Origin of the sequence: Rosettibacter firmus (genome assembly GCF_036860695.1) — a bacterium.
Taxonomy (GTDB): Bacteria; Bacteroidota; Ignavibacteria; order Ignavibacteriales; family Melioribacteraceae; genus Rosettibacter; species Rosettibacter firmus.
In genome coordinates this window covers 205,059-222,039 of the sequence record NZ_JAYKGJ010000003.1, presented here as the reverse complement: position 1 = coordinate 222,039, position 16,981 = coordinate 205,059, and the positions used below count along the sequence as shown (strand labels likewise).

Here is a 16,981-nt window from a genome sequence, read left to right as displayed (position 1 = left end):
CCCGAAAAACTTATTTCTTATACCTGAAATTATAATGCCAGTTCCCTCTTAAAATTTTATAAAATTAACTAACCTTTCAAAAGAGATATGCTTTCTTTAATTTTACTTATTAATTTTAGAAATACTCTACAATTAAGATACTTCTAAATTAATAAACAATCTGCCATTAATTATTCAAATAAATGAAAAAATTATTAATAGAATTTCTTAAAGAACACTTTAACCAAGTGGTTGAAAATTGGAGTGAAAAACTTTATCAGATTTTTAAAGATAAACTATTTGAGGCACAAATAAGAACATTTGTTGAAAGCAGTATTACAACATTTATTGAAGTTTTAGAAGAAGGTGATTATAAAATTGCAGATCAGTACTTAATTGATATATATACACTTTTTGCACGTGCGAATTTAAATTTGTTAGAAGTAAGTCAAATGTTTGGACAGGGGAGATATGCAGTTCTTAACATTATTGAAAAAGAAATTGCGAGTCCAACAGACCCTGTAATTTTGTTAGGTTTTATTGATGAAATAATAGAACAGGTTTTGGTTCGATATGCAATGTTACATCAAGAAGCGAAGATGAAAGAATTGAAATATGAAAGAGATCGTTTGGCTTTTAAACTCGAACTTAATCAGCAATATTTGAAAAATATATTGCATACATCAGATTCTGCAATAATGATGGTTGATGAGAACGAAAAATTTATAGCATGGAATAAGGGTGCTGAAAGGATATTTGGATATACTGAAAAAGAAATAATTGGAAAACCTTCGTCTTTTCTTTTACCTGAGGGAGAAAAATATCAAGAAGAATTACGACAAATTCAAGAAGAAGTTAAAAAGGGAGTAACAAAAATTTTAGAAACAGAGAGAAAAACGAAAGATGGAAGAATTCTAAGTGTTAGATTAAGTGTATCAAGATTACCAGCCAGTAATGGTAGTTATTCAGGGAGGTCGATAGTAATAAAAGATTTTACTGAATATAAAAAGCTACAAGCACAAATTGATCAATCTGAAAAGTTAGCAGTAATAGGACAGCTTGCAGCAGGAGTGGCTCACGAAATTGGTAATCCACTGGCTTCAATATCTTCTTTAGTTCAAATACTGCAAAGAAAAAGTCAGGATCCATTTTTTAGTGAACAATTATCATATATTAAAGAAAATATAGACAGAATTTCAAAAATTGTTAGAGAACTTGTAGACTTTTCAAGACCACCAAGTTACGAACGTGCAATGCATGATATTACCGATGTTATTAAAACTGCACTCGGTATAGTAAAATATGATAAACGTGTTCGTAATGTTAAGTTTGTAACAGATTTGAAAAATAGCTTACCAAAAATTAATATTGCTGCTGACCAATTATTACAGGTATTTGTAAATATTCTTATAAATGCTCTTGATGCTATTGAAGGTAATGGAACAATTACAGTCAAATCCAATTATGATGATGAATATATTTACATTGATATTATTGATGATGGCTGTGGTATGGACGAAAAAACTATGGAAAAAATTTTTGATCCATTCTTTACAACAAAGGAAGTTGGAAAAGGTACAGGTCTGGGATTATCTGTAAGCTATGGAATTATAAAACAATATAATGGTGAAATACTTGTTAAAAGTAAACTTAATGAAGGAAGTAAATTTACTGTTAAAATACCTATAAAACTAAATAGTTGAGGAGAGAAATGTCAGTTAACATATTAATTGCTGATGATGAAAAACCTATTCGCGATTCTTTAAAAATGATACTTGAAGAAGAAGGATATAAAATAGAAACAGTAGCAGATGGCGAAGAAGCTTTACAAAAAATTCAGAATACACAGGGAAATGAGTATTTTGATATTGTTATTACAGATATTAAAATGCCTAAAATTGATGGCATACAACTTCTTGAAACTGCTTCCAGAATTTCACCAGAAACTTTTTTTATTATAATAACTGCCTATGCTTCTGTGAATACTGCAATCGAAGCATTAAGACATGGTGCTTATGATTATTTAATTAAGCCTATTGAATTTGATGATTTAATTATTCGTATAAAAAGATTACTTGATTACAAAAAACTTGCTCTTGAAAATAAAATACTTAGGCAGAGAATTTCTACAGATTACAGTTATGCAAATCTAATTGGTAAAAGTGATGCAATGAAGAAAGTTTTTTCTGTCATTGCTCAGGTTGCACCCACAAATAGTAATGTCTTAATAACAGGTAAAAGTGGAACTGGAAAAGAATTAGTTGCTAAAGCAATTCATTATAATAGTAAAAGAAGAGATAAAATATTTCTTCCTGTTAATTGTGGTGCAATTGCAGAGAACTTAATTGAAAGCGAACTTTTTGGACATAAGAAAGGTGCTTTTACAGGTGCTACAGAAGATAAGTTAGGTCTATTTAAAGTTGCCGATGGTGGCACTTTATTTCTTGACGAAATTGGAGAAATTCCACTTAATCTTCAGGTAAAATTACTTCGTGCTATTGAAGATAAAGAATTTATTCCTGTTGGTGGTACTAAACCTGTTAGTACAGATGTTAGAATTATTGCAGCAACAAATCAAAATCTTTTTGAAAAAACAAAAACTGGAGAATTTAGAGAAGACTTATATTATCGATTAAATGTAGTTGAAATTAATTTACCAACTCTTAATGAAAGAAAAGAAGATATTCCACTATTAGTTAATCATTTTATAGAAAAATATTGTAAAGAAATGGGGAAAAAAATAATTGGTGTTGATAATGAGACCATGAAAATATTGATGAATCATGATTGGCGAGGTGGTGTACGTGAACTCGAAAATGTAATTGAAAGATCAATTATTTTCTGCAATAAAGATATGCTAACTGTAGATGACCTTGCTGATTATATTAAGAGAGATGTTACTGTTCATGATTACCCAGACTCTCTTAAAGATGCACTTCATAATTTCGAAAGAGAACATATAATCAAGACAATGAAAAAATATAATTATAACAAAGAAGAAGTTGCCAGAGCACTTGAAATTGGGCTGTCATCCCTTTACAGAAAAATGGATGAATTGAATATTCCTACAAAACCCCCAAAAGAAGATGAATAAATAATTTTGTTTGCTAAAATAAAATTTTATAAAAAGTTAATAATCGTGATATTTTAATTATTTTACATTGTACTAACTGGTGTTACATTAATTAGTTTTTTTTATATTTGAAAAGTCTTACACTTAATTATGTTGTATGGATAATTTACTTGACATAAACACACTTTCTTATTTTAGCGAGGGCTTGAACGATATATTTTTTATAATTGATTTTGTAGATAATGAAAAACAAAATTATTATTCCGAGAATATTAAAAAGATAATTGGTTATTCCCCTGAAGAACTTGATAAATTACCAGATAAAATTCATTCTTTAGTTGATTCAAGAGACTACAATAAAATTAGAGATATATTAGTAGAATTAGAATCGAATACACATCTTAATTATGTAACACTTGAATATAGAATTAAACCTAAAAATGATAGTACAATCTGGTTGAGAGAATTTCTAAAAGTTGTTCGCGATAACGAAGGTAATATATTAGAAAAGCATAGTGTTTTGTTTAATATTACTTCATTAAAAGAAAGAGAATTTGAATTAGAAAAAGAAAACGAAGCCTTAAAAGAATTAAATGCAACAAAAGATAAATTTATATCGATAGTTTCCCACGATTTAAGAGCTCCTTTTACAACATTGCTGGGCTTTACAGAAATTTTACTAAACGAAAAAGAATTATCAGAAGAAGAAAGAAATGAGTATTTGAAATATATTTATGAAGCTTCAAAAACTGAATTAAACTTGATAAATTGCCTGCTGGATTGGTCGCGTTTACAAACTGGAAAAATAAAAGTTGAACCAACACGTCTAAATGTAAAAACTACAGTAGCAAATGCAATTATATCATTAACACCAATATCTGTTAGAAAAAACATAGAAATAAAAATTGATATTCAACCCAATCTGTTTATGTATGCAGATGAAAGATTGATAGGTCAAGCCATATTAAATTTAGTTAGTAATGCTGTAAGATTTTCACATCCAGGAAAAGAAGTTAATATACATTCTCAGAGATTTAAAGAAGGAATGATTGAAATTGTTATAGTTGATCAGGGAACTGGAATTTCTGAGGAAGGACAGGATAAATTGTTCAGGATAGATCAAAAATTTATTACACCAAGTACTGAAGGAGATAAAGGCAGTGGTCTTGGATTAACACTTGTTAAAGAAATAATTAATAAACATGGTGGCGATATATGGTTTTATTCAAAAGTAGGTGAAGGAAGTGAATTTCATATTACTGTTCCAGAGGCAAAAAATATTTTGCTTATAGTTGAAGACGATGAATCTGTAATTTCACTTTATAAAAAATTAGTTGAAAACAATTTACCTTTCTTTGAAATTAAAACAGCTGCTAATGGATATGATGCTATTACACTCTTAAAGAATATTATGCCTACTATCATTATTACAGACCACGATATGCCATTGATGAATGGGACTCAATTTGTTGAAGCAGTTTACAAACGAGATGTTAATAGATCTATACCAATTATTGTTATCTCTGCAAAATTAGATGATGATATTATTAAAACCTATGCTAAACTGGGAGTAAATAAGATTGTTTCAAAACCAATAAATACACAAGAACTGATAAATACAATTAAGGAATCTTTATTTCAATATTAAAAATAGGTGAGGGCAAATGTGTACAAATAATATTGAGCTTAAACATTGGTTTGCTTTTTATACAAAACCACGTCATGAGTTTAAAGCTCAACAACAATTCGAAGCATTATCAATTAGCCATTATTTACCCACGATCGAGAGAGTGAGACAATGGAAAGATCGAAAGAAAAAAATAATTGAGCCACTCTTTAGAGGCTATATATTTGTTTATGGCGATGAAAAAGAAAGATTAATAGCTCTGCAACAATCTGCAATTGTAAAAACAATATGTTTTAATGGTAAACCATCTATTATACCAGATTATCAGATAGAAAACTTAAAAATTATGCTTAATGAGAAGCCAGAAGTATTTATAACCAATCAGGTTGAATGTGGGGAATCTGTGAAAATTATTGATGGTCCTTTCAAAGGCATTGTAGGTAAGGTGAAATTAGTCTGTAAAGAAAAATGGCTTGCTGTTTCAATTGATTTGCTTCAGCGCTCAGTGCTTGTAAAACTTCCTTTAGAAAGTGTAATTAAATTATTGTAGAATATAAAAAGAAGTACACATGTTAAATCAAAAATTACTTAGTGAAATAAATAAAGATGAAGAGTTTACTCTTTTTCTGTTAATTAATAAATATGAAACAAAAACTAGTAAAACAGGAAGTTCTTATTTAAGTCTCGAGCTCAGAGATAAATCATCGGTAATTTCCGCTTATTACTGGGAAAATTATGAAGGTTTATTAAAGGATATTGAACAGAATAAAATAGTTAAGGTAAATGGAGTTTTACAGGATTTTAATGGTCTTCCACAAATTAAAATAAAAAGAATAAGAGTGGCAACAGACGAAGATAAAGTTAGCGTAGAAGATTTTCTACCTGTATCGCAAAGAGTACTGGAAATAATGATTCAAGAATTTAATGATGTTGTTAATTCTATTCATAATCAATATTTGAGAAAATTGTTAGAAGAAATTTTTTCAGGTAAAAGATTAAATGACTTCTTTAATGTTCCTGCTGGTTCAAACTGGCATCATGCTTATCTTCATGGCTTGCTTGAACATACTCTTGAAGTTGTAAAAATATGTGAATTAATGTGCGAAATACATCCAGAAATAAATAGAGATTTACTTATAACTGGAGCTTTACTTCATGATTTTGGAAAAACTCAGGAATTAAATTACGATGCATCTTTTAATTATACTGACAAAGGTAAATTAATCGGGCATATTACGATATGTGCTCTCGAAGTAGAAAAAGCAATTTTAAAAGTTGAAAATTTTCCCGAAGATTTGAAGAATCAATTAATTCATTTGATTTTGAGTCACCAAGGAAAACTAGAATATGCATCACCAGTTATTCCAAAAACACTTGAAGCAATTGTACTTTATCATGCAGACGAGCTTAGTTCGAAATCAAATGCATATAAATATGCAATAAAATCAGAAATGAATAAAAATGGTCGCTGGACAAAATTTATAAAACTGGCTGATACTTCTCTTTATATCCCTGATGTAAATAACGAATTTAATAATTCATTTGAAGAGGATAGTATATGAAAAATATTATTACAACCAGCATTCTAACTTTTGTGTTTTTTGTTTCTTTATCTGCTCAGTCTGCTTCGCAATTAATTAAAGAAGGTGATAGCTTTTACGAAAAATTTGATAACGAGAAAGCTCTGGAACTATATAAAAAAGCTGAAAAATTAGAACCAAATAATTATGAAATACTGTGGAGAATTAGCAGAGCTTACGTTGATATTGGTGAACATATGCCTTCGAGCACTTCCGAACAAAAGGATGCTCAACTTTCAACATATCAGAAAGCGCTTGATTATGCTGAAAGAGGAATTAAAGCGGCTCCAGATAAATCTGTTACTTATTTGCGAAGAGCAATTGCTAATGGAAGAATTGCTTTATTTAAAGGTGTATTTTCTGTTGCGGGAGTAGTTAATTCGGTTAAAGCTGATCTTGAGAAGGCAATACAATTAAATAATGGAGGTAATGATATTCAAGCAGTTGCACATTATGTTTTAGCTAGAACTCATGCCAAAACCAGTGAAAAGTGGAAACCAGCTCGTTCTGTACTTGGTTTAGGTTGGGCAGATAATCAAATTGCATTAAAAGAATATAAAAAGGCAATTGACTTGAAACCCAATTATGTAATGTTTTATGTTGATTATGCTATCTCATTAATACGTGAAGATGACTATAAAACAGCCAGAACAATGCTCCATAAAGCTCTGGAAAGTCCAATAGAAGACGAAGATGATTCAATTCGTAAAGAAGAAGCAAAAAAGTTATTAAAAGAAATTGAAGGTAAATAAAATTAATGTTCGATAAAAAGTTTTTGGAAAAATTAAATGAAGCAAAAAAAATTGTATTCTTTACTGGTGCTGGAATTTCAGCAGAGAGTGGAATCCCTACTTTTCGTGGTGCAGATGGCATCTGGAAAAAAATGAAACCAGAAGAACTTGCCAGTTTTGATGCTTTTATGCGTAATCCTGATCTTGTATGGGAATGGTATCAACATCGTCGAAATATTATTAATAATACAAAACCTAATGCAGGTCATTATGCTATAGCAGAATTTGAAAAATATTATGATGTTACTGTTGTTACACAAAATATTGATAATTTACACAGGAGAGCTGGTTCTACAAAAATTTTTGAACTTCATGGAAATATTGAAAGAAACTATTGCATAAATTGTCGAACATTTTATAATTCACCAGAACTTGAAATAACCAGTGGTGTCCCTAAATGTAAAAAGTGTGGTGGTCTGATAAGACCAGATGTTGTATGGTTTGGAGAAGTACTTCCCCAGGATCAATTTAATGGAGCTGAAGCAGCTGCAGAATATAGTGATATCTGTTTTGTAGTTGGAACTTCTGCTGTAGTCTATCCAGCTGCTTATATTCCAATGAGTGCAAAACAAGCTGGTTCTTACATAGTTGAAATAAATATTGAACCTACAGAATTAACAAGGTATGCTGATTATTCAATATTTGGGAAAGCAGGCGAAGTTCTTCCCCAAATTCTGGAAGAAGTGAAAAAAATAAAAAGTTAATAATTGTTTGTGAAAAATCTTTAGTCAATTTTACAACGAAGCTTCTTCTTCGGCATATGTATTCTCTGTTTCAAAAACTTTTACTTTTATAAATTTTATGTGAGAAGGAAGATTAGGTTTAATTTTCTCAATTAAATAAAGACAAATATTTTCGGCTGTAGATTCAAAGTTTACAACAACTTTTTTTGAATTCAATATTTCAAGTGCTGATAATAATTCTTTGTCTTCTCTGTAAACCATAATCGAATGGTCTAATTCTTCAATTACAGGATTTATAATTGTTGATAAATCATAATAGTCAATCACCATTCCATTTTTATCTATTTCACCTGTAACTTCAATCAAACATTTATATGAATGTCCGTGAAGGTTTTTACATTTACCTTTATGAAAAGTTAATCTATGACCCATTTCCCATCTAAATTCTTTTGCGATTTTCATTATACTCCCCTTGTTTCTGGATGCCAGATGTATTTATGTAATTGAAGCTGAAAACGAACATTTAGTTTATCTTCCAGTATCCAATTAGCAAGTTGAATTGGTTCAAGCTGATTGAAGACTACCGAAAAGAGAACTGTGCATTTATTTAATAAATCATATTTTGAAATTATTTCTTTTGCCCAATCATAATCTTCTCTTGTACCAATTACAAATTTTATTTCATCAGTGGATTTAATATAATTTATATTCTCATAAAGATTTTTTTTCATCATTCCACTCGATGGACATTTTAGATCCATTATTATCTTAACACGTTTGTCAACATCCTGAATTGGTAAGCTTCCTCCTGTTTCGAGCATTACTTCATATCCTTTATCACATAGACGTTTCATTAGCTCAAGAGATTCTTTCTGGAATAAAGGTTCTCCTCCAGTAATTTCAACCAGTTTACATTTATATTCATCAATTTTTTTAATTATATCATCTATTGAATAATCACTTCCTTCGTAAAAAGCATAAGCAGTATCGCAATAAGTGCATCTTAAATTGCAATAAGTTAGTCTAACAAAAACACATGGAAGACCAGCTTTTGAGCTTTCTCCCTGAATAGAATAAAATATTTCATTAACTTTTAGCATACTTCTGGTATTTTTTTAATACAAGATAAGAATAATGGTTAACAGATTAAAGAATTATAAATTTCCAGAAAAGTTTGATTTCAAATCAAGTTCAAATTATATTTACAGGTGTTTTTAATAAAATTTAGGAAAATTAATGGCTCATCATAAGTCAGCAGAAAAAAGAATTAGACAAACGATCAAAAGAACACAAAGAAACAAAGCTGCTTTATCTAAAATTAAAACTCTAATTAAGAAAGTCTACAATACAAAAGATAAAGTATTAGCAGAAAAATATTTCAAAGAAGCTGTGTCTACACTTGATAAGCAGGCAGCTAAAGGTAGAATCCATAAAAATAATGCTGCAAGAAAAAAATCTGCTTTAGCAAAATATCTTAACAGTCTATTAACAGCTACAAATTGATTTTTTATTAAACTATTGCAGCTCTTTACAGGGCTGCTTTATAATAAATCATGGATAGCTTCTTTCCCTTCTGGCTCGGGCAAATAAAATCTAATTTTGTACTGGTTTCCAGTAAATCCTTCTGGTTTCTTAATTAATTTCTTAATTAATACAGAGTGTTCTATAAAGATGTTATCATCTATAATAGAACCAAAAATATAAGTTACACCTTTAATTGTAACATTGTTATTAATTTTTACAGGGAATTCATTACTGCCAGTAATTCTAACTCCAGATTCAATTGAGCAATTATCGCCAATTGTAACATTTCCTTTAATAACATCGCCCCAGAAAATTTCTACATTATTGCCAATTTGTAAAATTTGATCTGGATAGCATGAAAGATGAGCATTTTCTCGGATCGTTACATTCTTCCCGAACCTGATGTCGCCATTTAAAAAAACATTTTTCATTAAATTAAGATTGTAATTTAACTTAGCTCCTTTTCCAATATAAACTCCCTTTCCTATTTTAATATCAAGTGGTTCACCAAGTTTATCCATTTTAATTATATCATCAATTACATCATCGTCTATAAAGAAATCTTCTGGGTCATCAATTAATATTATGTCTTTTAATTTTTCATATGCAAGTTTTCTTGCAATAGAATCCATTTCTTTAAGTACTGATTTATTATTGAAGCCCATTAATACATATTGTTGCTTTGGACTTATAGCAGAGACTGTATAATTGTTTTTATTAAACAAACCAATTAAATCTGTTAAATAAATTTCATTTTGGACATTGTTGCTTTCTAATTTTGGTATTAATTCTACTAAGGGTTTGAACTTAAAAGCATAAACACCACTATTAAATTCACGATTTTCAAGTAATTCTTTTTTTGAATATGAAAATTCTTTCCCTTTATATTTTGTTTTATATTTCTTTTTATCATCCAGATTTAGAATATCTTTATATTCGAGTATTTCAATTACTTTGCCTTTGTTCTTAACAACTTTATTCCCTCGAGCATCTTTATCTTTTACTCTAATTATTCTACCGTAGTAATTATTTTGAATATTTCCTTCATAAATACCAGTCAATACAATCATATCTGAATTTGATGATATAAATTCATTTTTAAAGAATCTTACAGTATCAGCATCAATTAATCCCATATCTCCTGGAAAAACATAAATAGTTCCATCGTATTTCGAAGGATCAATTTTTTCGAGAGCTATTTGAACTGCATGACCTGTTCCTTTTTGAACTTCTTGATAGGCATAAATTAAAGATTCTTTTCTTCCTATAGTTTCTATTACTTCTTTAGCTTTGATGCCAACAACAATTATAATATTTGCATCACTTAAACCTTTAGCACATGCATTGAATACTCTTTCAACAGTTGGTATTTCCCATATTTTATGTAACATTTTCGAAGTTTGTGATTTTATTCTTTTGCCATGACCTGCTGCAAGTATTATTGCAGTTTCTTTTTTATTATAATCAAAAATGTCCGAATAATTTTTAATTAACTCATAGATGTTTTCTGAGTTATTCATTGGTGCCTCTATAAAATTTTTATTCTTTGTAAATTTAGCAATAATAGTTATTCTTTGATAATAAACCTGTAAAAATTGTGATTAATCTCGGACTAAAAATTAATTTACTCTTCCATTTTAATTGGATTTTTATTAATTCTAATAATAAAAAAAATTTGTTTGGGGAAAATGAATAAAAGATACTTGATAATTCTCATTCTTTTTGTAACCTGCAATTTGTTTGCACAGGTAAATGGTTTTGGAATAGGTGTTATGATTGGTGAGCCTACAGGTTTCAGTGCAAAATATTGGGTAAATAATACTAATGCATTTGATGGTGGATTAGCTTATTCATTTGTTAGAAAAAATAGTGCTGTATCACTTCATATTGATTATTTATATCATAATTATAGTTTAATCAAATCTAATTATCGCATACCAGTTTATTATGGTTTTGGTGCAAGATTGAGATTTATTGAGAACGAAGAAAATTCTCTTGGTGCTCGTGGTGTTATTGGTCTTGTATGGTTAAGTGATAATTTACCACTTGATGTTTTTGTTGAATTTGTTCCTGTGTTTAATATTTTTCCTGCTACTGCACTAAATCTGGATTTAGCAATTGGAGCCAGGTATTATTTAAAATAATGGATAACTTAGAATTAAAAACTTACTTCGATACTCCAGAACGCTCAAGTGCAGAAGAAATTATAAGAGATTATTTGCTTTTTCATCTAAATCCCATTATTACTCAAATTCTTGAAGGTATACCTGAATTAGCAGTAATAATAAATAAAAACAGGCAAATAGTAGCTTTTAATAAAAAAGCTGCAGAAGTTTTTCATATTTCTGAGACCGAAAAATTACTGGGTAATAGAATTGGAGAGGCTTTAAATTGTATTTATAGTAAAGAAATGGAAGCAGGGTGTGGTACATCTAAATATTGTTGTGAATGTGGAGCAGCAAAAGCCATTAAGTTTACAGATGATAATAAAATAAATACTGTAGAAGAATCTAAAATAATTGCAAATCTTAATGGGAAAGAATTTTATTATGAATTTTTGGTAAATACACAACCAATCAAGTTTAAGGATTCCGAGTTTATACTTTTTACCGTGAAAGATATCTCAAGTCAAAAAAGAAAAGAAGCATTAGAAAGAATTTTTTTCCATGATATATTAAATACTGCGAGTGCGATAGAAGGAATTGCAAAATTATTAAGTAAAGTAGACAATGAAGAAGAAAGTAATGAACTAATAAGAGCATTGAACGAGGCTTCGAATCAGTTATTAAATGAAATAATATCTCAGCGTGATTTAAGGAATGCTGAAGATGGGAAATTGAATGTAGATATAAAAATTATTTCCACAATAGATTTCTTAAAAGCAGTTGAAGAAGTGTATAAAAATCATGAACTGGCAAAAAATAAAAATTTAATTGTAGAATATCCTTCGGAATGTAATGAATTTGAGTGTGATAGAACATTGCTCTTACGCTCACTTGGTAACTTAATAAAAAATGCATTAGAAGCTTCTGATGAAAAAGATGATATTATTAAAATATATTCATATTGCAACCACGAGTATGTCTATTTCAATGTTTATAATAATAAAGTTATCCCAGAAAATATTCAGTTACAATTATTTCAAAGATCTTTCAGTACAAAAAGTACGAAAGGGAGAGGCTTGGGTCTTTACAGTGTAAAATTAATTGTTGAACAATATCTTAAAGGAAAAGTAACTTTTGTATCTAATGATGCACTGGGTACTATTTTTACAATACAAATCCCAATTAAATTTAATGCAAATTAAATTATTTAATAGCGAGGGTATAATGATAAAAAATATTTTATTCACTATGATTTTTCTATGTTTGCAAGTAATATCGAATGCCCAATTAAATTTTGAGATCGATACTATCGCAACATCGCAAGGGAAGTTAGTAATTAGTTTTATTGGACATGGTACATTAATGATGAATTTTAATAATCTGGTTATCCATATTGATCCTGTCTATAGATATGCAGATTATTCAAAACTTCCGAAAGCAGATATTATTTTGATTACACATCATCATGGAGACCATCTTGATTTGAAAGCTATTGATACATTAAAAAAAGAGAATACAAAAATTATATGTACTGAATTGTGTTATGCACAATTAAAGACTGGAACTATAATGAAGAATGGTGATATACAAAAAGTTTATGATATTAATATAGAAGCAGTTCCAGCTTATAATATTGTTCACAAAAATAATAATGGAAATCCTTTTCATTTAAAAGGTCAATGCAATGGATATGTAATTACATTTGGTGATAAAAGAATTTATATAGCTGGAGATACAGAGAATATACCAGAAATGAAAGATTTAAAAAATATTGATATTGCCTTTTTACCAATGAATTTGCCTTATACAATGACACCTGAAATGGTTGCTGATGCAGTAAATATGATTAATCCTAAAGTTCTTTATCCTTATCATTATGGAAATACAAATGTAAAAGAATTAATTGAGTTGCTTAAGGATAAAAAAGATTGTGAAATTCGAATTAGAAAAATGAATTAAACAGTTTAAAAGGCTAATATTCAATAAAAAATGCCAGTAATCCTACAATAAGCAAAATTAATCCACTAATTAATTTTTCATGATGTTCTAAGAAATACCACTTTAATTTACTGATTCCCTTTGCAGCAATATAAACAAGTAATAATATACAACAAACTGTAACCAATAAATAAGTTGCTGATACTACAAATATTCCACTCCAGCCTAATTGACTTGCAGTTAAATAATAAATCTCAATTTCGAGGCATGGGGAGAAGAACATTGCTACTACGAGAGTTAAAATGATGGAATGCTTATTTCTTTTTTTTTGGATTATGTCGTTAATGTCAATATTATGATGCTGATGATTATGATGAGTATGCTTATGTTTGTATTCCAGATAAAAGTAAATAAAACTCAACAATATTAATATAGCTGGTGCAATAATTCTACTGATAAAGTAAAATGATTCAGATAATTTATATCCTAAAAATCCTACTGTAATTCCAATAATTACAGTGCTCGAAACATGAGATAGACTTGTAATAAAAGTAACAGTTAGTAGTTCTTTCTGATGCCATTTCTCTGTTCTACCAATAGCAACCAGCGGAAGCCAGTGACTTGGTATAAGTGCATGAGCTATACTTAATAAAAAACTACCAATAAAGACATGTAGTAAAGGATGCATAAAGTAATTTTAATTGGATGTTCAATTATACAGAAAAATTTTAAATAATGGAGATGAGATAAAAAATTGTACTTAATAATTATTTTGACTTCTGTTTTCAGGTTTTAAAATAATTGAGAGATTCAATAAAATAAAAATTGCAGTTTCTGTTTTTGCCAGTGCTAATATATATTCATCTTTGTTGCCTGTACCAAAATCTGGAGTTTCTTCAATTTCAGTTGATTTAACATCGTAAACAGCTTCAACCTCGTCGACTATTAAACCCACTCTAATATTCAATCCATTAATTTTATCTTCTACAATTATAATTCTTGTTTTACTATCATATTCTTTTTCTGGCATATTGAGTTTTAATCTTAAATCGACAACAGGAACTATATTACCTCTTAGATTAATTACACCCTTTACATATCTTGGTGTGTTAGGAACAGGGGTAATATTGATCATTTTAATTATTTCGATAATTTTTAGTATTTCAATTCCATAGTGTTCATTGTTCAGTGAAAACTTTAAATATTTCCCTTCCATTTTGATATTTTATTTGAATTTACACAGATTATTATCGATAGAAAGAATAAAAAATTTATTTCTACTTAAAAATTTTATGGAACATAAAATTAGATAAAAATTTAAAAAGTACTGATAATTTTATTTCATTTCTAAAAATTTCATTTCTTTAAACTATACCAAGGAGGAAATGTTTTATGGCAGAACTACAAAAGCTTAAAAAAATAGCGTTTGTTGGTAATTATCCTCCACGTAAGTGTGGAATTGCAACTTTCACTTATGATTTAAGAAATGCTGTTAAAAACCAGTATCCTCAAACTGAATGCATTGTTTTAGCATTAAACGATAAAGATCAGGATTTTGAATATCCATCAGAAGTACGTTTTGTAATTAATAAACAGGACATTAATACTTATCAAAAAGCAGCTGATTTCCTCAATTTTAATAATTTCGATATTGTTTGTTTACAACATGAATACGGAATATTTGGGGGAAAAGAAGGAAGTCATATTTTGGCATTTCTAAGAAATTTAAGAATGCCCATAGTTACTACACTTCATACAATATTAAATGAACCCAATCCCGATCAAAAAAGAGTAATGAGAGAATTAATTTCTTATTCTACCAGATTGATTGCAATGACAGAAAAAGGAAAAATCTTTTTGAAAGAGATTTATAATGCAACCGAAGAAAAAATTGATGTTATTCCTCATGGTATCCCTGATATGCCTTTTGTTGATCCAAATTTTTATAAAGATAGATTTAATGTTGAAGGTAAATATGTAATATTAACTTTTGGTTTATTATCACCAAATAAAGGCATTGAATATGTATTAAAAGCACTACCTAAAGTAATCTCTGAATTCCCTGATTTAGTTTATATTGTTCTTGGTGCAACACACCCAAATATTTTTAAAGAATACGGTGAATCGTATAGAATGAGTCTGGAAAGATTAGCACATGATTTAGGTATAAAAAAGAATGTGATTTTTTATAATAGATTTGTAGATGCAGAAGAATTAAAAGAATTTATTGGAGCTGCTGATATATATATAACGCCTTACTTAAACAAAGCTCAAATCACTTCAGGTACATTATCATATTCATTTGGATGCGGTAAAGCAGTTATATCTACACCATACTGGCATGCAGAAGAGTTACTTTCCGATAGCCGTGGTGTTATTGTACCATTTGCTGATTCGGATGCAATTGCAGAAGAAATTATTAATTTATTGAAAGATGAAACAAGACGACATTCTATGAGAAAAAAAGCTTATATGCTTGGTCGTGAAATGGTCTGGAATAATGTTGCACATCTTTATGTAGAAACTTTTCAGAAAGCAAGAATTCAAAGGATAGAAATTCTCAATAATATTTCTTCTGTTAAAACACTGAATGAACAAAGTATGGAATTACCAACATTTAAATTCAATCACTTAATTAATTTAACTGATTCAACAGGAATAATTCAACATGCAAGATTTACGATACCACATCTAATTGAAGGTTATTGCCTTGATGATAATGCACGAGCATTTTTATTAACAATTTTACTTGAAGAAATTGGCTTGATGGATGAACAAATAGAATTATTAGCAAAAAGATATGCTGCATTTATTCAATATGCATTTAATGAAAAGAAAAACAGATTTAGAAATTTCATGGACTTTAATCGTAAATGGAAAGAAGATATTGGTTCAGATGATTCTCAGGGAAGAGCATTGTGGGCTTTAGGAACATGTGTTAATAGATCAAAGAAGCGAGATTTACAGATGTGGGCTACTCAATTATTTAATAGAACATTACCATTATTATTAGAATTAACTTCACCTCGTGCATGGGCTTTTGGATTACTTGGTATTCATGAATATCTGCAAAAAATGAGTGGTGATAGAGTTGCAATACAAATTCAAGAAACATTAAGTCAAAGGTTGATAGAACTCTATGAAAATAACTCTTCAGATGAGTGGAAGTGGTTTGAAAATTATCTTGTATATGATAATGCTCGGTTATCGCAAGCACTTTTAATTACTGGAAATTCTTCTCAAAATCAAAAAGCATTTGAAATAGGAATTGAATCCCTTAAGTGGATAGTTGAACTTCAAACTTCTGAAACAGGTTATTTTAGACCTATAGGTTCTGACGGCTGGTATAATCGTAATGGAAGTAAAGCAGATTTTGATCAACAACCAATAGCAGCATATGAAACCGTGTCTGCTTGTATTGATGCATTTAAGGTAACAGAAGATTATTACTGGTATAATAAAGCACGCATAGCTTTCGAATGGTTTTTAGGCAGAAATGATCTGGGACTGGCTTTATATGATCCAATTACTGGTGGTTGCTATGATGCTCTTCATGTAGATAGAGTTAATCTTAATGAAGGAGCTGAATCAACTTTATCTTTTTTATTATCACTTGCTGAAATGCACAGGATTGAAAACCTTATTAAATCTTATGAACATGTAAAAAGTTATGATTAAAAA

General features: G+C 29.0%; 17 protein-coding genes. 12 read left to right on the top strand and 5 right to left on the bottom strand.

The window, feature by feature from the left end; translation table 11 throughout:
* Positions 1-182 precede the first annotated feature (182 nt).
* The 7 genes from VJY38_RS11360 (at position 183) to VJY38_RS11330 (ending at position 7,754) form a co-directional block, all read left to right on the top strand.
* The gene (locus VJY38_RS11360) at positions 183-1,682 is read left to right on the top strand and encodes a two-component system sensor histidine kinase NtrB (RefSeq protein WP_353680828.1); all 1,500 of its coding nucleotides are present in this window, start codon (positions 183-185) and stop codon (positions 1,680-1,682) included.
* Positions 1,683-1,690: 8 nt separating this feature from the next.
* Positions 1,691-3,073 carry a sigma-54-dependent transcriptional regulator gene (locus tag VJY38_RS11355; protein ID WP_353680827.1) on the top strand — a complete coding sequence of 461 codons (1,383 nt, stop codon included), beginning with the start codon at positions 1,691-1,693 and terminating at the stop codon, positions 3,071-3,073.
* Between the two features lie 136 nt (positions 3,074-3,209).
* Entirely contained in the window at positions 3,210-4,700 is a 1,491-nt protein-coding gene (locus VJY38_RS11350; protein WP_353680826.1) for a hybrid sensor histidine kinase/response regulator, read from the top strand.
* A 16-nt stretch (positions 4,701-4,716) separates the two neighbouring features.
* Positions 4,717-5,229 carry a UpxY family transcription antiterminator gene (locus VJY38_RS11345; protein ID WP_353680825.1) on the top strand — a complete coding sequence of 171 codons (513 nt, stop codon included), beginning with the start codon at positions 4,717-4,719 and terminating at the stop codon, positions 5,227-5,229.
* A gap of 19 nt (positions 5,230-5,248) precedes the next feature.
* The gene (locus VJY38_RS11340; RefSeq protein ID WP_353680824.1) at positions 5,249-6,241 is read left to right on the top strand and encodes a 3'-5' exoribonuclease YhaM family protein; all 993 of its coding nucleotides are present in this window, start codon (positions 5,249-5,251) and stop codon (positions 6,239-6,241) included.
* Positions 6,238-7,011 carry a tetratricopeptide repeat protein gene (locus VJY38_RS11335; protein ID WP_353680823.1) on the top strand — a complete coding sequence of 258 codons (774 nt, stop codon included), beginning with the start codon at positions 6,238-6,240 and terminating at the stop codon, positions 7,009-7,011. Before VJY38_RS11340 ends, VJY38_RS11335 begins: the two co-directional genes overlap by 4 nt.
* Positions 7,012-7,016: 5 nt before the next feature.
* Positions 7,017-7,754 carry an SIR2 family NAD-dependent protein deacylase gene (locus VJY38_RS11330; RefSeq protein WP_353680822.1) on the top strand — a complete coding sequence of 246 codons (738 nt, stop codon included), beginning with the start codon at positions 7,017-7,019 and terminating at the stop codon, positions 7,752-7,754.
* A gap of 30 nt (positions 7,755-7,784) precedes the next feature.
* Here the strand turns inward: VJY38_RS11330 and VJY38_RS11325 are convergent, their stop codons facing one another.
* Positions 7,785-8,195, bottom strand: a complete 411-nt coding sequence (locus tag VJY38_RS11325) for a 6-pyruvoyl trahydropterin synthase family protein (protein WP_353680821.1) — start codon at positions 8,193-8,195, stop codon at positions 7,785-7,787.
* Positions 8,195-8,833 carry a 7-carboxy-7-deazaguanine synthase QueE gene (gene queE / locus VJY38_RS11320; protein WP_353680820.1) on the bottom strand — a complete coding sequence of 213 codons (639 nt, stop codon included), beginning with the start codon at positions 8,831-8,833 and terminating at the stop codon, positions 8,195-8,197. Before queE ends, VJY38_RS11325 begins: the two co-directional genes overlap by 1 nt.
* Before the next feature lie 136 nt (positions 8,834-8,969).
* Between queE and rpsT the strand changes: the two genes are divergently transcribed.
* The gene (gene rpsT, locus VJY38_RS11315; protein ID WP_353680819.1) at positions 8,970-9,236 is read left to right on the top strand and encodes a 30S ribosomal protein S20; all 267 of its coding nucleotides are present in this window, start codon (positions 8,970-8,972) and stop codon (positions 9,234-9,236) included.
* A 38-nt stretch (positions 9,237-9,274) separates the two neighbouring features.
* On the opposite strand, the gene VJY38_RS11310 is transcribed toward rpsT, so the two are convergent.
* The gene (locus VJY38_RS11310; protein ID WP_353680818.1) at positions 9,275-10,777 is read right to left on the bottom strand and encodes an NTP transferase domain-containing protein; all 1,503 of its coding nucleotides are present in this window, start codon (positions 10,775-10,777) and stop codon (positions 9,275-9,277) included.
* 168 nt (positions 10,778-10,945) lie between these two features.
* Here VJY38_RS11310 and VJY38_RS11305 point away from each other — a divergent pair, with 168 nt between their 5' ends.
* From VJY38_RS11305 to VJY38_RS11295, 3 genes are read left to right on the top strand one after another with little or no spacing between them, the layout of a single operon-like run.
* Positions 10,946-11,401 (top strand): hypothetical protein, encoded by a 456-nt coding sequence (locus VJY38_RS11305; RefSeq protein ID WP_353680817.1) that lies wholly within the window; start codon positions 10,946-10,948, stop codon positions 11,399-11,401.
* Positions 11,401-12,564, top strand: coding sequence for an ATP-binding protein (locus VJY38_RS11300; protein WP_353680816.1), 1,164 nt, complete (start codon positions 11,401-11,403; stop codon positions 12,562-12,564). The genes VJY38_RS11305 and VJY38_RS11300 overlap by 1 nt, the downstream gene beginning before the upstream one ends.
* A gap of 22 nt (positions 12,565-12,586) precedes the next feature.
* Positions 12,587-13,321 carry an MBL fold metallo-hydrolase gene (locus VJY38_RS11295; RefSeq protein WP_353680815.1) on the top strand — a complete coding sequence of 245 codons (735 nt, stop codon included), beginning with the start codon at positions 12,587-12,589 and terminating at the stop codon, positions 13,319-13,321.
* Between the two features lie 13 nt (positions 13,322-13,334).
* Here VJY38_RS11295 and VJY38_RS11290 read toward each other — a convergent pair whose 3' ends face one another.
* Both VJY38_RS11290 and VJY38_RS11285 read right to left on the bottom strand, forming a co-directional pair.
* Positions 13,335-13,988 (bottom strand): hypothetical protein, encoded by a 654-nt coding sequence (locus tag VJY38_RS11290; protein ID WP_353680814.1) that lies wholly within the window; start codon positions 13,986-13,988, stop codon positions 13,335-13,337.
* Between the two features lie 72 nt (positions 13,989-14,060).
* Positions 14,061-14,516, bottom strand: coding sequence for a chemotaxis protein CheW (locus VJY38_RS11285; protein WP_353680813.1), 456 nt, complete (start codon positions 14,514-14,516; stop codon positions 14,061-14,063).
* A 176-nt stretch (positions 14,517-14,692) separates the two neighbouring features.
* On the opposite strand from VJY38_RS11285, the gene VJY38_RS11280 reads away from it, so the two are divergent.
* Positions 14,693-16,978: a glycosyltransferase family 4 protein gene (locus VJY38_RS11280; protein ID WP_353680812.1), complete on the top strand. Its 2,286-nt coding sequence runs from the start codon at positions 14,693-14,695 to the stop codon at positions 16,976-16,978.
* Positions 16,979-16,981 lie beyond the last annotated feature (3 nt).